The organism is Paenibacillus sp. PSB04, from assembly GCF_025809195.1.
In the GTDB taxonomy this organism is placed as follows: Bacteria; Bacillota; Bacilli; order Paenibacillales; family Paenibacillaceae; genus Paenibacillus_AQ; species Paenibacillus_AQ favisporus.
Map to the genome: position 1 here is coordinate 4,673,208 of NZ_CP081301.1, position 19,687 is coordinate 4,692,894.

Here is a 19,687-nt window from a genome sequence, read left to right on the forward strand (position 1 = left end):
AAAGCCAATCCATTACAAAGTACACCTTATAGCTGCTGAAAAGAGAAAGGGAGCCGTTGACGGGGGGCGTTCAATGAAACTATAATGGTTTTATTGAAAGGGGATGCCGAAAATGGCTATCGTAAGCCGCTACACCGTTGCGCTTCATATATTGACTTGGCTGGCTTATTGGTCGGAGAAGGACGAATTTTTCCCTTCCGACCGGATTGCGAACAGCGTGGGAACGAGCCCGGTTTTTCTGAGACGGATTCTCGGCCAGCTCGCGAAAGCAGGCCTGGTTCTGGTGCAGCACGGAGGGACAGGGGCTGGATGGAAGCTTGCGCGCCTTCCGGAGGAGATCAGCCTGCTGGACGTGTACGAAGCCGTTGTGCAGACGCCACTATTCGAACTGCATCACAGCCAGCCGAACCCGAGCTGTATTATCGGCCATGGCATTCAGCCGGCTCTGCAATCGGTTTACGAGGACAGCGAGGAAGCGTTGAAGCGCCGGCTGGCACAGGAATCGATCCGTGATCTGGTCACCTCGTCGCTGGAGCAAGGGAAGCGGTGATGCCGCCGCAACGGCAGGCATTCTTCGAGAATCGCTTGCCGGAGTGGGCCAGATTAACGGCCAGCAGCTGCTGGGTCCGAGATTCCGGCCTCCGGAAACCCCGGGTGAGAAAGCTGTCCCGCCGTCTGACAGACCCGTGTTTTTTTTGCTCCTCAATGTAACTGATTCAGTTTCAATGAGAGGGGGTGGCAGGCGACTGCTCACTTTCATGTGAGAATGGAAGTGTGGGAAGGTCGTATAGTGAAATAACACCTGCCTGATCGCGGGCGCGAGGGAGAAGCAGGTATGATATTGGACTGTCCTTCAGCTGGTGGTTTGTCCGAGGTATGTATCGAATCGGCTGGATGTGGGCTCATTACGGTGTTTAATGTAACCGATTCGGTTGTATTGCTGATGAGAAAAATTTAAGATGTACCGAAATTGAGCTTTTTTTGCTTTTCAATGTAACTGATTCGGTTCTATTGACAAGACGAATCTAAAAAAAGGAGAGGGTTTTCATGGACAAACGGATTTTTTGGCTGGCGCTTGGGTCGTTTGCGGTCGGCACGGAAGGGTATATGATCGGCGGGCTGCTGCCAACACTGGCGGCGGCAATGCACGTGTCGACGGCGCTTGCCGGACAGCTGGTGACGGCGTTTGCGCTCGTGTACGCTGTATCGTCGCCGCTGTTGACGACTCTGACAGCGAGGATGGAGCGCAGGAAACTGCTATTCGGTTCGCTGCTGCTGCTCACTGTCGGAAACGTGCTGTGCGGATTCGCCTCTTCTTATGGCCTGATGATGACCGGGCGGATTGTCGCCGCGCTGGGGGCAGGCCTGTTCTCGCCGGGGGCCGTCGCCGTCGCCTCCACGCTGGCCCCGGCTGAGAAAAGAGGGCGTGCGGTGTCGATCGTCGTTGCCGGCCAGACCGTCTCCCTGATCCTGGGCGTCCCCTTCGGGATGTGGGTCGCCCTGACGTTCGATTGGCGTACTACGTTTTGGATCGTCGGCGGGGTGGCGCTGCTCGCCGCACTTGCCATCCGGCTGCTGTTCCCGCAGGTGGCGCCGGGCGCGGCGATCGGCATACGGGAACGCCTTTCGTATCTGAAGAAGCCGGAGCTGCTATCCGCCTTGCTGATTACTCTCGCTTGGGCCACCGGTATTTTTGCGCTCTTTACGTATGTTTCCGAACTTTTTTCCGGCTATGGTGCCGGCGGCCGGACGATCAGCATGGTGCTGTGCCTCTCCGGTATCGCCAGCTTCATCGGGGTGCGGACAGGCGGCTTGGCCGCAGACCGGATCGGACCGAACCGGGCGATTCCGCTGGCGCTGACTCTGCTCACAGCCGCGCTTATCTTGATGTCGGCGTTATACGGTTTCGCCGGCCGGCCTGGTATTCTCGCCATGGCGGTGGCTGCTATGGCACTGTTCGGCTTCAGCGGCTACATGTTCAATCCTGCGCAGCAGCACCGTCTGATCGGGCTGTCGGGGCCTTCGTCCGGCATCGTCCTGTCGTTGCAGTCTTCCGTCCTGTACGTCGGCAGTGCCTTGGGCGCATCGGCCGGAGGAGCTGTTGTGCGCTTCGCTACCGTCGGTGAAATTGGCTATTTCGCAGGGGCTATGACGGCGCTGTCGCTCGTCTTGTTTGCGGTTAGCCTGCGTCTGGAGCGTCGTATGAAGCGGCGGGCAGTCGTATCGGGGCATGCGCACGCTGCAGACGAGTCGGGTGCCGCCGGCTAAGCTCAGCTGGCTTTTACATCATTCCGCATTTTGTAAATACGATGTGTCAATGGTGACGAGATGTTGTCATATTTTGAATGCTACGATGAAGAGGTGATCAGAAAATTTCGATAGGAGTGAGAAGGTTTGTTCACACACCGGGAAGTACGTGTCAAAGAAGTCCCGATCCATGTAGTCGAAGCCGGTCCCATATCAAAGCCAACTGTGTTTTTGATTCATGGTTGGCCGACCTGTTGGCTGGAATTTGAAGGCGTGATGCATAGGCTTGCCGAAGAGTACCATGTTATCGCCATCGACATCCCCGGGATCGGGAATTCAGTCATTCCTCTGCAGTCATACAGCAAACGCAATATAGCCGAGTATGTTCGGGGAATTATGGATCATATGAATTTACAAGATGTGACGTTGGTAGGGTGTGATGCTGGGGGCCAGGTGACGTATGCTTTTCTGAAGAGCTTTCCTGACAGGTTATCGCGCGCGGTAATTATGAATGTCGCCATTCCTGGAGTTGATCCGTGGAACGAGGTGAAAAGTAATCCTTACATCTGGCATTTTGGTTTTCATAACGTGCCTGAATTGCCCGAAATACTGGTTTCAGGCAAAGAACTTCCTTACTTCTCCTTTTTCTATGACGTGCTGGCCGGAAAGGGCAAGCGAATGAGTGATGCCCGCAGAACATTATATGCCGAAGCCTATTCCCGTTTAGACGCATTGAAAGCAGGATTTGATTTATACAGATGCTTCCAAGAAGATGAACAGGATAATGCCGCGTTAAAAAATGTCATGGTGTCAACGCCAGTTCTGTACTTACGAGGATCGGATGAAACCGCAGATATTGAAAAATACCTTGCCGGATTTAGGGAAAATGGCCTGCAACATATCCAAGCCACAACCATCGAAAATTGCGGTCATTTTTCAGCAGAAGAACAGCCAGAACGAGTTGCACTGGCCATAAAGGAATTTATCCTTAGTTCTTTGTAACGTTAAATGGCTTGGCTAACAGTACGATGGTACATGGCAAAGTTGTAAGACAACCAGAACAAAAAAATCACTTAAGAGCCGCATAGTTGCGGCTTTTTATCATATCTCGGCCTATGATGTGACTTTACCTATAATTTTGCCGCCTCTTAAATCATAAGTTTGCCATTACTTCGTCTAGATTCTTTAGAAACGACCCCCAAGTAATCTCAATGCATCCAAAAGCCGAATACTCTCATCTAATGTTCCAAAGCACTTCTTCTGGGGACTGCACATAAATACGGTAAAAGTTAACAGGTAAATTTACTCATTGATTAATCGGGCTCAATAGGGGGAATCGTTTCCGAAGTCACATATCATTGCCTTAGATCGTTATATGTGCAAAACGAGAAGGAGCTGAGGAAAATGAGCGACTTGACTTGTATCATCATCGGAGGCGGCCATGCAGGGCTTGCAGCGCTAAAAGCAATAAAGGAAACGACCCGAGGCATGGCTAACGGGCGGCGGATTCGGTTTGTTCTATTCGACAAGCAGCCCGGTCATGTGCGCAAAATATTGTTATTCCGACCGGCCGCGGGCGGGGAAGAGATTGTAATTCCCTGGACGCATTATGAGTTTTCTGAAGGAGTCGAATTCGTGCACAGTACAGTTATTTCTGTGGATCGTAGGGAAAAACAGATCCGATATGAGGATGTGCAAGGAAAGGATGCTCGCATGCAGTATGACCTTTTAGTCGTGGCGGTTGGGAGCGTCGTTCGGCAACCGGGTCCTGAGCAGGGTGGTATTTCTTTAACCGATCTGCAAACCGCAGCAGTCATCCGGGAGCGCTGGCGTGCCAATTTGCGGCAAGCTGCCCATGAGAAAAATCCGAAAGAACGAAAGCGACTGATGACAGTTGCAGTTACGGGTGCGGGCATAAGCGGCATCGAGACGTCATCTGAACTGGCACTTGAAATGCAGAAGGAAGCCTCGTCACTAGGACTGAGCCCGTCCGATATTTCTGTTTATTTAGTGAGTGGACAGGAACGATTGTTCATGGAAGGACCCAAGAAAGTTGGACGAAAATTGGATCAGATGCTCAGCGAATGTGGAGTGACGGTGGTTTACAACCGTAAGGTGATGCGGGAGGAAGCCGGAGTGGTGACGCTCAACAATGGGGATCGTCTGTCGGTCGGCCTATGCATTTGGACAATAGGTCTGATTCCAAATCCAGCCCTTCGCACGATGGGTTTGCCGCTTACTCCTGATGGCCAAGTGCTGGTGGATGAATCCTATCGCGTTCAAGGGGCGCCGGGTGTATATAGCATTGGCGACTGTGCGAGAATCGTTGACCCAAAAACCGGCAAGGCAGCTCTGATGAGGTGCGCAGAACTTGCTCTACAAGATGATCGACTGGGCAAAATCATGTTGGCAGATCTGGAGGGCCGCCCTGCGCCAGTCCACAAATCAGCGCCAATAGATCTCTACTGCATCGGTCTGGGAAAAAATCGCGGATTGGTATGGGGACGCAAATGGGGACTTAGCATGATTGTAACGGGAAAGCTTGCGTGGAAATTCAGGAAAGTTGCATGGGATGCAGGCAGTAAGCTTCGATAGGAACTAGATACCAACCAACAGCTAGAAATGGCGAGACGGGGATTGGAGGAACGGCGTTTCCTTATTTCAGCCCTTATGGCTCGCATGTATCGCCTGCTCGGCAATCCTTTTTATAACCGTCAGTAAATTATCGATTAAGACCCGAAGAGAGAGCCTGGTATCGAAGTTGCTGCATATCCTGATGGGCGCCGTCACAGCTCTTTTGGTTGGATTCGGACTAACCTTCCTTGCGCATGGAATGCTGGATCTAGATATTCCTAAATTTACGGATACCGCGCTGTTCTTATCCGTTACGTTTTTCAGTTTTTTCCTTATGATAACAGCTGTATTGTCTATATTGGGGATCAGTGGTGTTGCAATATTTGCCTTATTGCTTTTCTTCGGTGCACCTTTGCTGGCTTTGGCACCAGAAATGATGTCTTCTTTCTATCGCGGGTGGATTCATCCTTGGCTCCCCATGCGCTTTATGGTCGATGGTCTTCGACAATTGTTCTTCTTTGGCAAAGGATTTGGTTGGAATGCTCCCGTAGCCGCTCTTACATGGATCTCATTGGTAAGCGGCATCGTCATTCTGGGCACCGCAGTAAAGGTTCGTGTACAGAAAATCGATAGAACAGCAACGGCTTCAAGGCCATAGTAGCCAGTAAATCATATCGAAACCAAATTTCTTTGAAGATAACGACTTGTTAAGGAGATGCAGAGAGATGAACGACTTGACATGTATTATCATTGGAGGCGGCCATGCAGGGCTTGGTGCGCTCAAAGCTATAAAGAAAGAGACCCGGGGGATGGCGAACGGACGGCGCATTCGGTTTCTTCTAATCGACAAGCAGCCCGGTCATGTACGCAAAGTGATGTTGTTCCGGCAAGCCGCAGACGGGGAAGAGATTATGATTCCCTGGAGTCATTATTGTTCAGAAGGAGTCGAATTCTTGCAAGGTACAGTTACTTGCGTAGATGATGAGGCCAAACGGGTTCAATATACGGATTCACAAGGAAATGATGCCCGAATTCATTATGACCTTTTAGTAGTTGGCGTCGGAAGCATTGTTCGTCGACCTGATCCCGATAAGGGAGGGATCGCCTTGACGGACCCGCAAGCGGCGGCAGACATCCGGGAGCGCTGGCGTGCCAATCTGCGGAAGGCTGCCGTCGAGACGAACCCGGATAAACGAAAGCGACTAATGACAATCGCGGTTGCGGGAGCGGGCATCAGCGGTATCGAAACGTCCGCCGAGCTGATGCTTGCCATGCGAAAGGAAGCAGCGGCGCTGAGTCTGAATTCGTCCGATGCCTCCGTTTATTTGCTCAATGCGCAGGAACGGCTGTTCCCGGAAGGGCCGGAGAAGGTTAGACGGAAGTTGGAGCGGTTGCTCAGCGAATGTGGGGTGACAGTGCTTCACAATAGTAAGGCAATGCGGGAGCAAGCAGGAGTGTTGACGCTAAGCAATGGTGATCATCTGCCGGTTGGCCTATGTGTATGGACGATTGGTCTGATACCGAATCCGGCGCTTCATAGCATGGGCTTGCCACTATCTTCTGGAAGTCAAGTACTGGTGGATGAATGTTATCGCGTCCAAGGGATGTCGGGCGTATACAGCATTGGCGATTGTACGAGAATCGTCGATCCAGGTACCGGCAAGGCGGATCAGATGACATGCAAAGAAGCTGGACCACAGGCTTTAAGGCTGGGGAAAATTGTAACGGCCGATCTGGAGGGCCGTTCGGCACCGGTTCACAAATCGTTTGTGGATACCTTCGGCTTCGGCCTAGGGCAAAATCGCGGGTTGATCTGGGTACGTAAATGGGGACTTGATATCATCATTACGGGGAAGCTTGCGTGGAAAGTGAAAAAGGTGGGATGGGATTTTGCGAGCTGGCTCCGATAGAAACAAAGGGATCAAGTTGTATGAAACCCGGATAATAGCTTATTGACCTTAACGTTACGTCAACCCTTAAAATGATCACATAAGGGCGATTCAGATTTTCAGGGGTCTGTGTTCACGAAGGGAAGGTGAGTTCTATGCAAAATATAGAGCGACAAGCCCGGAAAAAGGGGATCGAGTTGAAGGATTACGGCAGATGCCAATTTTGCGGGTCGAATACCAGGGGTGGAGTATTTGAATGCTTTGATGTTTTCAACGATCTGGCAATGAACTTTATGGAAGGGAATCATCTATTCACATTTATATATGCCGATGCACATTGTTTGCAGCATTCGGAGGTTCATGGGGGATGGAACAACAATTTGCATCTCACCAGACAATATTTAATCCTTGAACAAGCTATAGCATGGGAGTATGCAAAGACAAGCCAGCTGAGCAATATTCTGGATCAATACAAACGGACACACCCGGATATTTTGATTCCTGTATTGCCGCCGCAGCAAAGAGGACATTTAACGGTTACAGACTTACTCGGGCTAAAGCAGAAAGAACTCGAATCCATGGTATTCAAGTGGGCAAATGATGTCTACCATTCATATGATCGGTACCATACCAATGCAAAAGTTGTGGGAGATCTATATATCAACAAATATGAACGATAACAATGGGGGAAGGCGAGATGAATGTTATAAATATCGGCTACGATTCGACCAATTATTATGCGATCGGCTTCCAGGAAAAGTACCTTCTCATCGATGTGGGGTTACCCGGTACGTTGGGGAAGATGGGCAGTCAATTGCGAAAATATAACATCCCATGGAGTGACATTCACTATTTGATGGTTACGCATTTTCACCCTGATCATTGCGGAATCGCACAAGAGATACAATCCATGGGTGTTGAGCTTATTATCAGCCGAACGCAGTCGGATTTTCTTGAAAGTGCAAACGAGACCATGAAAAAGTTCTCCAGTTTTAAAGAAATAAAGGTGGAAGCCCATAATATTATCAATGAACATGATCAGGCCGTCCTCACTAAAAAAATGGGCATTCCAGGATATATTCTTCATACACCCGGTCACTCGGATGATTCCATTAGTATTGTTATCGAGGGGCTGGGTATTTTTACAGGGGATTTACCCTATAACCACCATATGAGTATGGAAACGAATGAAAAGGTTGATCAAAGCTGGTCACGGTTAAGAAATACAAACGAACACAAGGTATTCCCTGGGCATGGCCAGCCCCTCATGCTTTGAAATATGACAGTTAGGCGTAGTTCCAGACATTTACATGAAGTGGAGAAATCGGTAAAATAAACATATTATCGATTGTAATCTTTGGTACTGATTAGACACCGATCATATTTTTGAAAGTGAGGTCTCGAATGATGAGAAAATTGACGATCAGCTCCATGCAAAGTCTTGTACTATAAACAACGGCGGTTGTTTGTATGGAGCTCAGAATTCATTTTTACCGCCTGAATATCAGCGTTCATGATAATTGTTTATAGGATAGGCTTTGCAACCTTAAATTTTAATAAATTTTAAGGAGCAGAGCTATCATGAAATATGTAAACGCAGATATCGTTTTTCCGGAAGAGCTTTTAAAGGAAATACAGAAATATATCCACGGAAGCATGGTTTACATCCCAACTCCTGAAGGACAACGGAAGAAATGGGGCGAAAATTCAGGAAGCCGAAAACATTTGAGCCTCAGAAACGAAACGATACGTCAGCAATATATCGATGGTGCAACGATCGATGAACTTTCTGATCAATTCTGCCTTTCCATCGATAGTATTAAAAAAATCATTTATTCCAAAATATAGGCCGTAGAAATCACATCATATGTTATGATGTGATTTTTTGTGTAACAAATGATTCTGAAAGATCTTTTATATATTTCTAAACGGGATCCTTTGCTACGATTGAAGAAACACCATTCAGAGAGGGGCATTTGGATGTCATTACAAGTTCGTCCATATCGTTCTGAATTTGAGGAAACGGTAAAAAACTTAAGTCACAAGGCATGGATCCTTTTTAAATATAATCAAGATTATGATCATCAGAGGATGAGCTGCGTATTTAACGAGGACGGGAATTTAATATGTGTGGGATATTTACGACACGGAATTGCGGATAATCATGATGTATTCGAAGTCGAAATGCCCACGAATGAATTAGCTTTAAACCGCATGGATGAAGTGAGGGCAGCTCTTTTCCCTACTTTTATGGAAACTTGTCAAAAGCTGCGTAATCCTAACAAGAAAACGAAGCTGGTTGCGTGGAAGGACTTTTATGGTGACAGAGCGTTTTACGAAGAGAAGGGTTTTAGCCCTTTTCAAACCTATTACATAGCACGGCGTTCCCTTGAAGAATCCATACCTGAAGTCAGAACGCCTGTTGGAGTGAATGTCCAATACCACCCGATGGAATCCAGAGAAGAAAGAATCCAATATACCGAGCTGGAAAATCAATTTTATCAAGGTGTAGTATATCGAAGTGTAAATATGTTGGAATGGATGATGGGTGGTCCGGAGTTACATACCATTTCAGCCTTTGAAGGTGATGAGCTGGTTGGCAGCGTAATGTGTTGGCAAACCGGGGCAGTCGAGAGGTTATTCGTCATTCCACGTTGGCGTAATAAAGGGCTGGGTAGGGTTCTCATCACGAAGGGATTTGAGTATCACCTGAAGAACGGCCGAAACGAAGTGGAGACGCTGGTTCATGAACAGAACAAGGAAGCTATGTCGTTGTTAGAGTCAATGGGGTATACCTTTCATGTAAAATTAGTACTTATGTCAATGGATATTTAGAAAAAGAATTTGCAGCGCCCCCGGGAATATTCGAATGTCTTAAGGGGATACTGGAAATAGGTAGGAGATCATTCATTTGGTCGATAATGATCATAGAAACACCCGCATTGATCTCCATTCCATGAAACCCTAGTATAAGCTTAACGACATAAATAGGGGGCGCTTAGCGATGTCCATGTCAATCGCAGATATCCAAATACCTGATAGCAAACTGGCCAAGGAAGCGGCCGAATTACTCCGGGAACATGGCGATGATTTGCTGTGGAACCATTCAAACCGGGTATTTCTTTTCGCAGCATTCAAAGGCAACCTGAATCAATTGAAGTATGATCCGGAATTGCTCTATATCAGTTCTCTTTTCCACGATTTAGGCCTTACGCCTGCATTCCGCAGTCCTGATAAGCGCTTTGAAGTCGACGGCGCGAATGCCGCTCGAGATTTCCTGCAAAGCCGTGGCGTGCCGGAAGAATCCATCCGATTGGTGTGGGATGCCGTCGCCCTGCATACTACGATCGGAATCGTCGAATATAAAGAAACCGAAGCGGCCCTGATGAATTTTGGCGTCGGTTACGACGTCGTGGGGAAAAACTTCGAACTGATCTCGGAAGAAATTCGCCGGCAAATCGTTGATGCGTTCCCGCGAAACCGGTTTAAGCACAACATTCTGCGCGCCTTCTTTGAAGGCTTTAAGCATAAACCGGAAACGACCTACGGCACGATTAACGCCGATATATGCGAGCTGTTTCTGCCGGGCTATAAACGGCCTAATTTTTGCCATCACGTGCTTCATTCCAGATGGGATGAATAACAACGCACGTTCAATCAGCCTAAGTCATGGACCTGGACAAGAGCATACACAATTCATAGCCGCGTAACTGCGGCTTTTTGTGTTTTAAGAAGAATGTATGCTGAAGTATGATGAAACAAATTGGAAATTTTTAACGTCTAAGCAGTGACGCTAGGATAGGAGGGGCTGGACATGAAGAGGATAGCCATGCTGATCATTTTGGCTTTTTCGTATATGACTTTAGTTGGCTGTTCGAGCACATTAACAAGCGGTAAGGACGTAGTCGTTGAAAAACAATTAACGGGGGAACCAGAACAAGTACCAGAAAAGCAACCAGAGAGAAAATCAGATTTAAAGAAACCTCCTGAGGCTGACATTGTGATTGGGGAAAGGGTATATCCTACTAAACTCGGCACCTATTGCTGGACCTCAACCAATCAAAGTATATGTGTGGATACCGCTGGACCGGTTGAACTTTTAAAAGATGAAGTTCCTGTTTCCGTACAGCCCGGTGAAGTCGTGAAGTTTGCAATGAATGTTGAGCCCAAGCCCAACAAATATCACGTCACGCAAATGACGGCGGAGGGAATTTCTATAGACGTTGCGGTGAAAGAGAATAGTTTTTCATGCCCCCGCACAAAAAGGGACTTATTATTACGCTTACGGCGTATGGTGGATGGACGAGTTTTATCAAAAATCAATCGAATGGTGACGCTTTTTATTGTTTTGTCTTAAAAGTCATTTAAAGAATCAGGAGACGATCGTAATCTGTGTTAAGACTCCCAAATATGAATCATTGAGGAGAGAGAGCAAATGAATATGAAACAGATAGATATTTTTCGTATGCAATTTGACTTTGTTTGGGATACGGAGACCTGGTTTTTACCTTTAGAATCAGCTCTTGCGGGTTTAAATTCGACCGATGCAAGCTGGCAGCCCCCTGGAGGAGGGAATACCATTTGGCAAACGGTAAACCATCTAAATTATTACAACGCCCTGCTTGTCAGACAACTTAATGACACAACGCCTGGAACAGAGGCATCTGAACGCAAGCCTACATATGGAGATATCGGAGAACCCCCTGATTCTAAATGGGAGGCCGTTTTGGCGGAAGATACATTTGGAGGGCCTGGGGACCCGGAGGATTCTGACAAATGGGCGGCAACCGTGGCAGAAACCCGCCGAATTTGTGAAGATTTGCGTCAATCGCTGGCACAAATGAACGACAGTCAGCTGGATGAGGAGCGTGTTGGGAGGCTGGCCCGTCAAATGCTGCACAATGTTTACCACATCGGACAAATCGTATTCATTCGCAAACAGCAAGGTTCTTGGCCAAAGGAACGGGAATAATTTGTATATTCGCTTATGGGCCCTATAATGAAGTAACAAAGCCTAATTTCTCACCGAATAACGGGGAATTAGGCTTTTTCACGCTTAATAGCCATATCCGGTGAAGAACAAACGGAAAGTAGGGTGTATTAAAGAAGCTGTCGGTAATTCCGATGATAATACCTATGAGTACTATAGAATATTGCTCTGGGCTTAAGTGCAAAGCGATTCACATACAGTTCATAAATTTACTTTACAATAAGCTGAATCGTTTGTGAGGACCCTGAGTTTACGACAAGTTGATGAATACAGATTGATAATGGAGGCAAGATTCGTTTGGAATTGTTTGAGTTTATTTTGCTAATGCTGGCAGCGGTGTCTTTATCCAATTTAGTGAACCGGTTTATCCCCTCGGTCTCCGTGCCTATTATTCAAATCGTGCTGGGGATGTTGATCACTTGGCTGCCGTTACACTTTGAGCTGAAATTAAATCCAGAGCTGTTTTTGCTCCTGTTCATTGCCCCGCTGTTGTTCAATGATGGAAGGCATGCGGATAAGGAAGCGCTCTGGAAGCTGAAGAAACCAATCCTTTTGCTGGCACTGGGTCTGGTGTTCGTCACGGTAGCCGTGGTTGGTTATTTCCTGAATTGGCTCCTTCCGGTGATTCCGCTGGCGGCATCTTTTGCACTGGCGGCTGCATTAGCGCCTACCGATGCTGTGGCCGTGGGTGCATTGGAGCAGAAAGTAAAAATCCCTCATCAGACGATGCAAATTCTGGAGGGAGAATCCTTAATCAATGACGCATCGGGGCTGGTGTCATTTCAGTTTGCCGTAGCCGCAATGATTACCGGTGTGTTCTCTTTCAAAACGGCCAGCATCAGCTTTATTTCCATATCACTTGGCGGTGTGGTGCTGGGCCTGCTGCTCACGCTTGTTAAATATGGGGTGGTGAAATGGCTGCGGAGACTAGGGATGGAGAATGTCACGCTCCACATGCTGATTGAAATCCTGACCCCTTTTGTGATTTTCATGGCGGCCGAGGAGTTAGGGGTTAACGGCATCCTGGCCGTCGTCGCCGCAGGAATCGCCCATTCTTTCGGTTACAAGAAAATGAATCCCGAGGTAGCCAAGCTGCGGGTTGTATCCAAAAGCACCTGGTCGGTCATTGTTTTTGTACTGAACGGGCTGGTTTTCCTGCTGCTTGGCACACAGCTTCCAGATATTATTCAGACGATTTGGAACAGCGCGGAAATCGGAAATCTGAAAGTCATCATGTACACCCTGTTATTGACCGCAGCTGTGCTTGGGCTGCGCTTCATCTGGGCGATTCTGATGGATAGGGTCGAAGGGACCAAACCGCGCGACCCTTGGCGGCTCAGAGTCAAGAAGGCGCTGATCCTCAGCCTATCCGGCGTCCGGGGAACGATCACACTGGCGAGTACGATGTCACTGCCATTATTTCTTAGTGATGGCACCGCGTTTCCGGCGAGGGATCTGATCATTTTCCTTGCGGCTGGTGTTATCGTGTGGACCCTTCTTGCGTCCAACTATCTGCTGCCGCTTTTATTGGGGAAAGAAACGCAAACGGAGCAGGAAGAGGAGGAGGTTCAGGCAAAAATTGAAATTCTGAGGAATGTGGTGAACGGATTAAACGAACTGACCACGGATCAGAACCGGCTGGCGATTGCCCAGATCATCAATACGTATACTTCCCGAATCAAATCGCTCAGAAAAGAGGAAAAGAACGATAAAGTGCAGCGGGCCTTGGGCCTGTCTATCCTGAAATGGGAAAGAGAGAACACGCTGCACGCGGTTCAGAAGAAAGAAGTGAATCCGGTCACAGCGTACCGTTACCTTAAAAGAATAAACCAGCTGTTATTTATGCACACAGGAGATGTCCGTTATAAAAGAGAGCTTTTCCCTGTGAAGCAATGGATTGAAGTGTTCGGAATGCTGCATCCGGCCCGCCTGAGTATCCGAGAGAGACGCGCCGAATTGGCCAAGCTCAGAATTCAAAATACGGCTTACGTCATAAAGGAGCTGAACGCGCTGCTTGCAAAAGGGGAGACGGATATGGAGTCGGTCAGCTCGCTGATTTTGCAATATGAACGTACGCTGCTTCTTCTGACCCGAAACGAATCGGACACCTACAACCGGGAAGAGTTCGACAATATGATGCAGGAGCTCGCACGGGTCGGGATTCAGCTGGAGAGAGACAACATCCAAACCATGTTCGAGACCGGACGGATATCCAGACAGGGCATGAAGGAAATGAAACGTGATATTCTCTTCATGGAGCATGATTTGAGAGAAGAGATGGGTTGAGAATCATCCTATTGATTTATGCTGCCTGTTAACGGGTTTGTAGACGCCGATGACGATTTTTTATTCAATTTTCTTACCGAGACTAGACTGCTTGCAAGCAGAACAAATGCGCCAAAAAGATAAGGCAAGTCGATATGGATTTCATATAAGATCCCTGCGAGTAACGGTCCAAAGATCGTACCAAGGCTCGTATAGGCATTATTCATCCCTGCGACGAATCCTTGGTCCTCTCCAGCTTCTTTGGATAGGAGGGTGTTGATGGTTGGACGCAAAATATTATTGAATGAAAAAAATAGCATGGTGATGATCATGACATAATAGTAATTGCCTGAGAAAAGCAACGATGCGAGCGTGAAAGCGGATAGCAAAAGCATGGCGACGATAACCCGCTTTTCCCCGAACCGGCGGGTGATCCGATCGGTCAGGAGCACTTGATTCAGCGTGCCGATTAAAGAGCACACAGTAAGTAAAATGGCGATTTGCTGCGTGGTGAAGCCATAACCCTGAACGACAAAAAGCGGAAAAATGGCTTCAAAATGCGTCAGACCAAACGTCATGGCGAAAACAATAAGCAGCAGGATAAAATAACGGGATTTTACGGAAAGACCAATTTGACGAAAGATATTGTCTTTCTTGTCCTGCACAGATTGGCGAAGCCGGCGGATCTCAGGTGACAGCGGCTCGGGGAGCATCCACATACTGCATATCATAGCCAGCAGTCCAACGGAAGCGGAAGCGAAGAAAGGCATTTTGATGCCCCATTCGGCAAGCAATCCTCCTACACCCGGCCCGATAATAAACCCTGAAGTCATCGATGCGCCTAACCATGACATGGCCTTGCTGCGCTGAGCATCTGCTGTAATATCCGCAACGTAAGCAATAATCGCAGGGACCAGGGCGGCTGACCCGATTCCGCCGATCAGTCTCGACACGAATAATAAGGTTAAATCGCCTGCAAACGCCGCCAGTAAATTAGAAATGGCAAACAAAATCAACCCTGTAATGATCATCGGTTTACGACCGTACCGGTCGGACAAATTTCCTGCGAAGGGTGAGAATAGAAACTGCGTCAAACCGAAGCACGAGACGAGATAGCCGGCGGCTTGGCCGCTTGCTGAAAACATCTCGAGCAGTTCCGGCACGATCGGTATGACGAGGCCCATGCTCAGATTGGCGAGAAACATATTCAATAGAAGTAATGGAAATGCGGACCTTGGTAACATCAATGATCTCCTCTGTTGTCAATATATAACGATGGAAACAGGATAAACGGATCCTTTCATTTATGTTAGCATGCGTCAGTCCGCTTGAATAATATGAATAATATTTACGACAGGAATCATTTTTATATAGATGGCTATCCGTATCTGATGAACAAAAGGGGCATAACAAGCGAATAACGATAACCTTTACTGAAAATAAAAAGGGTGTCCCTAGCCAAATAAGGCTTGAGACACCCTCCTATTTTATGCGAAATAATGCCCTTCTTCGAGATCGGCGATGAGTCCAGGCTGCATCGGTTTCCAGCCAAGAAGCTCCCGTGTTGCCTGACTCGCTTGCGCAGTGTTATACAAGCTTGTAATGTCGAGGGCCGCAATGGCTCCTAGAAAGCCGAAATGGGCGGCAGCTTCTTCAGATGTGATGCTGACCGCCGGCACGTTCAATTGCCGTCCGATGACCTCGGCGATCTCGCGGAGCGGAATACCTTCATCGCCGGCGCCAAGCAGCCGTGAGCCCGCCGGGGCGGATTCCAGCGCCAGACGGTACAGAACCGCCGCGTCCAGGCGGTGAACCGCCGGCCAGCGGTTCGTTCCATCACCGATGTAGGCGGCGAATCCCTTCGACCGGGCGATGCTGATCATCATCGGGACAAAGCCCTTATCGCCTTCGCCGTGTACGGACGGTGCAAGCGAGACGATCGATGCCCGAATACCTCGCTTCGCCATCGCGAGCACGGCTTCATCCACGGTATGTCCATTGGCGTGTGCCGTAGTAATGAACGGCTTCCCGGAGCCTTCGAGCGCCGCTCCCATGACTTCTACGGCCCGCAAATCAAGAGCCAGCGCACCTTCAAAGTCGGAAAAATCATTGGTAAACGCCAGATGAATCACGCCGTCCGCAGCCGCGGCGGCGCTGCTGAGCGTATCGAGATCGTCCAGCGTGCCGTACAGCGGTTCGGCTCCCGCTGCCTTTAATCCCGCGGCTTTCTCTTCTGAGCGGCAAAGACCCGAAACGGTGTGTCCTGCACCAATCAGTTCCTTGACAACCGCGGAACCGACATACCCTGTTGCTCCTGTAACAAAAACATGCATTTTGATATCCTCCTTCATGAGTTGACTGCTTGATCATGTTAAGCATAAACTATGAAGTGAACTCTAGGGCAAGCGGTCCAAAGGAGAAAAGACGATGAAAATTCAGGAACTGGCGGATAAGATGGAATTAACGATTCATACGATCCGCTATTATGAAAAGGAAGGCTTGCTGGATGATCGGCATGTCCGCCGAGAAAGCAACAATTACCGCAACTATTCGGATGAGGCCGTCGAGCGGTTGAAGCTCATCAAGAAGTTCCAGTCCATCGGCTGTTCACTGGCTGAACTGAAGGAAGTGCTGCGGGACCACGACGCCAACGCGAACACGAACCAGCAGATTATCGATTGGATTCGCGGCAAGAAAAAGGAGATCGAAGGCAAGAAGGAAGAATATGACCAAATGCTGGTCACTCTTAACTGGATGCTGGAGTATCGGACTCTACTCAGGGACGATCCGCAAAAAGCACAAGAGATGCTAAAGGCTTGGCATGCCGGCTCATCCGATTGAGCTGCTGACGCGTCTCGTCTCCTTTTGGCGGCCATTTAGGAATATTGATTCACCATTTCAAGTAAATAATTTCGAAATTGTTCAGCATACGATGGGGGCTCCACGACTTTTAGGTTTGTGCCGAAGCTTGCTAAAAATTGAAATCCGATGTGGCTTTGAGGAACGTGGATGGTTGCCAAGAATAAGTCACAACTATAGTTTTCAATACTCTTACGGCCATACCTTTCAATGAATTGATCCTTTACGCTGGGCGAAATCAACGCTTTTACAGCGACCAGTTCCGGTTGGTAACTTGGCTCATATTCTTGATCGAAGGAATAATCTCTAGGGTTAAACGTTTTTTCATCCACTTGAAGATGGTCGATCCGGGATAATTTAAACGTTCTATACCTCATGCGATGCAGACAGAATCCTTTCAAATACCAACTCGTTTCGCTAAAATGAAGCTGATACGGCTCGACCATTCTGTCCGTGATCATGCCGTTTTTATCAATATACTCAAATGAAATCAACCGTCTTGCTAATATTGCTTCCTGACACTTCTTCAAGGTTTGACGAATTTCAGACCTGCCCTCCCAATCATAAAAAGACAGTTGAACTGAACTTTTGGGAGCCAACGGGCTAACCATGGCCTCTATTTTTTTTATAGTCACATCCACTTCTTCGCTGATTAGAATTTGTTCCAATCCACTGAGTGCCGTTAATATATTCTCCAAATCGGAGCTGCTTAAAAGGCGTTTATCAACCTTGTATTCGTCCATAATACCGTAACCGCCATGAACTCCGTTGACGGAATAGATGGGGATGTTGGATACACTCAACGTTTCCATATCACGCAGAATCGTTCTTTTGGTAACGTTGAACAATTGTGCGAATTCTGTGGTTGAAACGACATCCTTTTTTAGCAGGATCATGATGATCGATATTAATCTCTCAACCTTTTCCATATGTACTCCTTCTTTATATCCTTGATTTATAAATGGTGACATCATGCTGTCACCTCTTCGTCATTATACTATATTTAGAACAAGAAGGAGGTTTTACTGCATGTCGGCGATTGTCTATTATAGACAAAAAAATGGAGCAAAAGAAAATTAAAAGATCAAGCACGGATCAGGCCATCCAAAGTGGACAGCCCTTATCCGAGGTTTATCATTTAAGCGTTAATTAAACTGTCTTTTTAAAAAATCCGAAAAATTTACTGGGGATCTGCCAATCAGATGTTCCAATGCGGGATTGGTTTGCGAAAAATCTCCGAGTCGACTTGCCTGAAACATCACCGTAAGCATGTCGACCATCGCTTTCGGCAGTCCCCGGGACACCAAGTGGATCCGATATTCATCATCCGACACGACAATTCGCCGAATGGGTCGATCCAAAGCCTTGGAAGCTATCGATGCGATTCTACTCATGTCCAACGCTTCAGAAGCCGTAAGAGGAGGAGTGATACCGTCATATCTCTGCTCTGTCAGGATGACCGCTGCGGCTTCAGCCAAGTCGGAATGGGTGGTCCAGGCGACTGGACCATCTTCGGGAGCAATCAATTCGCCTGTTTCCAAGGCATCACCCATCCACATGATCGCTGATGCGGCATAAAATCCGTTTCGGAGCGATGTAAATGCCATTCCTGAAGATTGTAGCATCTCTTCTGTAGCAGCATGAACGTTCATGGGAGAAAAGTGTGATGTTGCCGATGAAAACATTTGGCTTGTATACAGCAGTCGACCAACTCCAGCCTTCTTTGCCGCGTCGATTGCGGTTTGATGCTGACGAACAGCAGCTTCTCCCAGGGAGTGGGACGAGATCATGAGAACTTGAGATGCTTCCTCAAAAGCGTAAAGAAGACTTTCGGAATCTTCGAAATTTCCTTGCCGAACACGGACTCCGCGTTCTTGTAGATCACGAACCTTGTCCACATCCCGTACACTGACACCAACATCCCCGGCAGGAAGACGCTTCAGAAGTTCCTCTACGACCTTACGGCCCAATTTTCCATTCGCTCCAGTAACGACAATCATTTCTAACTCATCCTTTCGTCTGCAAATCAGATTAAGCGTTTCTTGCCATACGATTTTGCATGTGCAATCATAATCGTATAAGTTTAGTTAAAAGGAATGAGCCCGCGCGAACAACCTGCAAATCGCTGTTTTTGTCCTGTTCCCAACATTGTTGTCCTTTTGTCTGTTATTTAAGTTCAAGAGAAAGAGGGGGTACACATGTCTGTAAATCCCGAAGATCCGCGTGTTATAAGAACCCGTCAATTGTTCGTTCAGGCATTTAACGATTTGGTAGAGAAAAAGAGAAGCCTCTACTCCATATCTGTGCAAGATATCACGAAACAAGCAGCTGTAAATCGAACAACATTTTATGCTCATTTTCATGACAAATATGACTTTCTTGAATATTGGATGAAGGAAAAATTCCAAATGGCAATAATGGATAGACTGCCGGAAGAAACAAGATGCAATGCGAACAATTTGCGAACCCTTCTTCAAACCCTATTCGAGTTTCTTTTGCGGTTTCAACAATGTAGTACGCCGGGAGACAAACCGTTTGAAGCGATGCTTGAAAATGTGATACATCAGGATCTTCATCGACTCCTGCTTAAACGGGTCAATGAAATGGATATACAGGGCTTTTCGCCAGAAAAATTAGAAGCTGCAGCACTCGTTATCAGTTGGGGCATGTTCGGAACGGTTTTACTGTGGAGCCGGAACCCTCAAGATCACTCAGTGGAAACGATGTTTGAAGAGGTTGTTGAGGTTTTATCCGTCAATTTGGCTCCATTTTGGGAGCAAACAGCCAGCTGAAGAGAACCAAAAAGTCATAATCACATCATTGTGTTTATGACTTTTTAGCGTATAGGGGGGATTGAAATGAT

Annotated in this window: 19 protein-coding genes and 1 pseudogene; 16 read left to right on the top strand and 4 right to left on the bottom strand. The window is 47.7% G+C overall.

What is annotated here, in order from left to right:
* Window positions 1–112 precede the first annotated feature (112 nt).
* The 14 genes and pseudogenes from K2F33_RS21640 (at window position 113) to K2F33_RS21705 (ending at window position 13,986) form a co-directional block, all read left to right on the top strand.
* Window positions 113–550, top strand: a complete 438-nt coding sequence (locus tag K2F33_RS21640) for an Rrf2 family transcriptional regulator (RefSeq protein ID WP_076164724.1) — start codon at window positions 113–115, stop codon at window positions 548–550.
* Between the two features lie 497 nt (window positions 551–1,047).
* Entirely contained in the window at window positions 1,048–2,268 is a 1,221-nt protein-coding gene (locus K2F33_RS21645; protein ID WP_263878540.1) for an MFS transporter, read from the top strand.
* 126 nt (window positions 2,269–2,394) lie between these two features.
* On the top strand, window positions 2,395–3,249 hold the full coding sequence (locus K2F33_RS21650; RefSeq protein WP_263878541.1) for an alpha/beta fold hydrolase: 855 nt from the start codon (window positions 2,395–2,397) through the stop codon (window positions 3,247–3,249).
* A 402-nt stretch (window positions 3,250–3,651) separates the two neighbouring features.
* On the top strand, window positions 3,652–4,842 hold the full coding sequence (locus tag K2F33_RS21655) for an NAD(P)/FAD-dependent oxidoreductase (RefSeq protein ID WP_076164730.1): 1,191 nt from the start codon (window positions 3,652–3,654) through the stop codon (window positions 4,840–4,842).
* A gap of 55 nt (window positions 4,843–4,897) precedes the next feature.
* A pseudogene (locus K2F33_RS21660) lies at window positions 4,898–5,479 on the top strand (phage infection protein); the annotation flags it as partial.
* Window positions 5,480–5,546: 67 nt separating this feature from the next.
* The gene (locus K2F33_RS21665; protein WP_263878542.1) at window positions 5,547–6,731 is read left to right on the top strand and encodes an NAD(P)/FAD-dependent oxidoreductase; all 1,185 of its coding nucleotides are present in this window, start codon (window positions 5,547–5,549) and stop codon (window positions 6,729–6,731) included.
* A gap of 134 nt (window positions 6,732–6,865) precedes the next feature.
* Window positions 6,866–7,390 carry a DUF5946 family protein gene (locus K2F33_RS21670; RefSeq protein ID WP_263878543.1) on the top strand — a complete coding sequence of 175 codons (525 nt, stop codon included), beginning with the start codon at window positions 6,866–6,868 and terminating at the stop codon, window positions 7,388–7,390.
* A gap of 17 nt (window positions 7,391–7,407) precedes the next feature.
* Complete coding sequence (locus K2F33_RS21675; protein WP_263878544.1) at window positions 7,408–7,986, top strand: MBL fold metallo-hydrolase; 579 nt, start codon at window positions 7,408–7,410, stop codon at window positions 7,984–7,986.
* Between the two features lie 305 nt (window positions 7,987–8,291).
* On the top strand, window positions 8,292–8,558 hold the full coding sequence (locus K2F33_RS21680) for a CD3324 family protein (RefSeq protein WP_076164741.1): 267 nt from the start codon (window positions 8,292–8,294) through the stop codon (window positions 8,556–8,558).
* A gap of 132 nt (window positions 8,559–8,690) precedes the next feature.
* Window positions 8,691–9,545, top strand: a complete 855-nt coding sequence (locus tag K2F33_RS21685; RefSeq protein ID WP_263878545.1) for a GNAT family N-acetyltransferase — start codon at window positions 8,691–8,693, stop codon at window positions 9,543–9,545.
* 169 nt (window positions 9,546–9,714) lie between these two features.
* Complete coding sequence (locus tag K2F33_RS21690; protein WP_076164746.1) at window positions 9,715–10,353, top strand: HD domain-containing protein; 639 nt, start codon at window positions 9,715–9,717, stop codon at window positions 10,351–10,353.
* A gap of 171 nt (window positions 10,354–10,524) precedes the next feature.
* The gene (locus tag K2F33_RS21695) at window positions 10,525–11,067 is read left to right on the top strand and encodes a hypothetical protein (RefSeq protein WP_263878546.1); all 543 of its coding nucleotides are present in this window, start codon (window positions 10,525–10,527) and stop codon (window positions 11,065–11,067) included.
* 78 nt (window positions 11,068–11,145) lie between these two features.
* Window positions 11,146–11,682 carry a DinB family protein gene (locus K2F33_RS21700; protein WP_263878548.1) on the top strand — a complete coding sequence of 179 codons (537 nt, stop codon included), beginning with the start codon at window positions 11,146–11,148 and terminating at the stop codon, window positions 11,680–11,682.
* A 315-nt stretch (window positions 11,683–11,997) separates the two neighbouring features.
* Entirely contained in the window at window positions 11,998–13,986 is a 1,989-nt protein-coding gene (locus K2F33_RS21705; protein WP_263878550.1) for a Na+/H+ antiporter, read from the top strand.
* Window positions 13,987–13,994: 8 nt separating this feature from the next.
* Here K2F33_RS21705 and K2F33_RS21710 read toward each other — a convergent pair whose 3' ends face one another.
* Together K2F33_RS21710 and K2F33_RS21715 are read right to left on the bottom strand one after the other, a co-directional pair.
* Entirely contained in the window at window positions 13,995–15,209 is a 1,215-nt protein-coding gene (locus K2F33_RS21710) for an MFS transporter (protein WP_263878551.1), read from the bottom strand.
* Window positions 15,210–15,452: 243 nt separating this feature from the next.
* Window positions 15,453–16,298 carry an SDR family oxidoreductase gene (locus K2F33_RS21715; RefSeq protein ID WP_263878552.1) on the bottom strand — a complete coding sequence of 282 codons (846 nt, stop codon included), beginning with the start codon at window positions 16,296–16,298 and terminating at the stop codon, window positions 15,453–15,455.
* A gap of 94 nt (window positions 16,299–16,392) precedes the next feature.
* Between K2F33_RS21715 and K2F33_RS21720 the strand changes: the two genes are divergently transcribed.
* Window positions 16,393–16,806: a MerR family transcriptional regulator gene (locus K2F33_RS21720; protein ID WP_263878553.1), complete on the top strand. Its 414-nt coding sequence runs from the start codon at window positions 16,393–16,395 to the stop codon at window positions 16,804–16,806.
* Window positions 16,807–16,841: 35 nt separating this feature from the next.
* On the opposite strand, the gene K2F33_RS21725 is transcribed toward K2F33_RS21720, so the two are convergent.
* Window positions 16,842–17,753, bottom strand: a complete 912-nt coding sequence (locus K2F33_RS21725) for a helix-turn-helix transcriptional regulator (RefSeq protein ID WP_263882416.1) — start codon at window positions 17,751–17,753, stop codon at window positions 16,842–16,844.
* Window positions 17,754–17,969: 216 nt separating this feature from the next.
* Window positions 17,970–18,824, bottom strand: a complete 855-nt coding sequence (locus tag K2F33_RS21730; RefSeq protein ID WP_263878554.1) for an SDR family oxidoreductase — start codon at window positions 18,822–18,824, stop codon at window positions 17,970–17,972.
* A 198-nt stretch (window positions 18,825–19,022) separates the two neighbouring features.
* Between K2F33_RS21730 and K2F33_RS21735 the strand changes: the two genes are divergently transcribed.
* Window positions 19,023–19,616 carry a TetR/AcrR family transcriptional regulator gene (locus K2F33_RS21735; protein WP_263878555.1) on the top strand — a complete coding sequence of 198 codons (594 nt, stop codon included), beginning with the start codon at window positions 19,023–19,025 and terminating at the stop codon, window positions 19,614–19,616.
* The last annotated feature ends 71 nt before the right edge of the window (window positions 19,617–19,687 follow it).

Excerpts from the sequence above, each read along its gene's own strand:
- K2F33_RS21645 (WP_263878540.1), top strand. The coding sequence starts at position 1,048 with ATGGACAAACGGATTTTTTGGCTGGCGCTTGGGTCGTTTGCGGTCGGC.
- K2F33_RS21690 (WP_076164746.1), top strand. The coding sequence starts at position 9,715 with ATGTCCATGTCAATCGCAGATATCCAAATACCTGATAGCAAACTGGCC.
- K2F33_RS21695 (WP_263878546.1), top strand. The coding sequence starts at position 10,525 with ATGAAGAGGATAGCCATGCTGATCATTTTGGCTTTTTCGTATATGACT.
- K2F33_RS21680 (WP_076164741.1), top strand. The coding sequence starts at position 8,292 with ATGAAATATGTAAACGCAGATATCGTTTTTCCGGAAGAGCTTTTAAAG.
- K2F33_RS21720 (WP_263878553.1), top strand. The coding sequence starts at position 16,393 with ATGAAAATTCAGGAACTGGCGGATAAGATGGAATTAACGATTCATACG.
- K2F33_RS21685 (WP_263878545.1), top strand. The coding sequence starts at position 8,691 with ATGTCATTACAAGTTCGTCCATATCGTTCTGAATTTGAGGAAACGGTA.
- K2F33_RS21670 (WP_263878543.1), top strand. The coding sequence starts at position 6,866 with ATGCAAAATATAGAGCGACAAGCCCGGAAAAAGGGGATCGAGTTGAAG.
- K2F33_RS21655 (WP_076164730.1), top strand. The coding sequence starts at position 3,652 with ATGAGCGACTTGACTTGTATCATCATCGGAGGCGGCCATGCAGGGCTT.
- K2F33_RS21715 (WP_263878552.1), bottom strand. The coding sequence starts at position 16,298 with ATGCATGTTTTTGTTACAGGAGCAACAGGGTATGTCGGTTCCGCGGTT.
- K2F33_RS21710 (WP_263878551.1), bottom strand. The coding sequence starts at position 15,209 with ATGTTACCAAGGTCCGCATTTCCATTACTTCTATTGAATATGTTTCTC.
- K2F33_RS21735 (WP_263878555.1), top strand. The coding sequence starts at position 19,023 with ATGTCTGTAAATCCCGAAGATCCGCGTGTTATAAGAACCCGTCAATTG.
- K2F33_RS21700 (WP_263878548.1), top strand. The coding sequence starts at position 11,146 with ATGAATATGAAACAGATAGATATTTTTCGTATGCAATTTGACTTTGTT.
- K2F33_RS21665 (WP_263878542.1), top strand. The coding sequence starts at position 5,547 with ATGAACGACTTGACATGTATTATCATTGGAGGCGGCCATGCAGGGCTT.
- K2F33_RS21675 (WP_263878544.1), top strand. The coding sequence starts at position 7,408 with ATGAATGTTATAAATATCGGCTACGATTCGACCAATTATTATGCGATC.
- K2F33_RS21640 (WP_076164724.1), top strand. The coding sequence starts at position 113 with ATGGCTATCGTAAGCCGCTACACCGTTGCGCTTCATATATTGACTTGG.
- K2F33_RS21730 (WP_263878554.1), bottom strand. The coding sequence starts at position 18,824 with ATGATTGTCGTTACTGGAGCGAATGGAAAATTGGGCCGTAAGGTCGTA.
- K2F33_RS21725 (WP_263882416.1), bottom strand. The coding sequence starts at position 17,753 with ATGGAAAAGGTTGAGAGATTAATATCGATCATCATGATCCTGCTAAAA.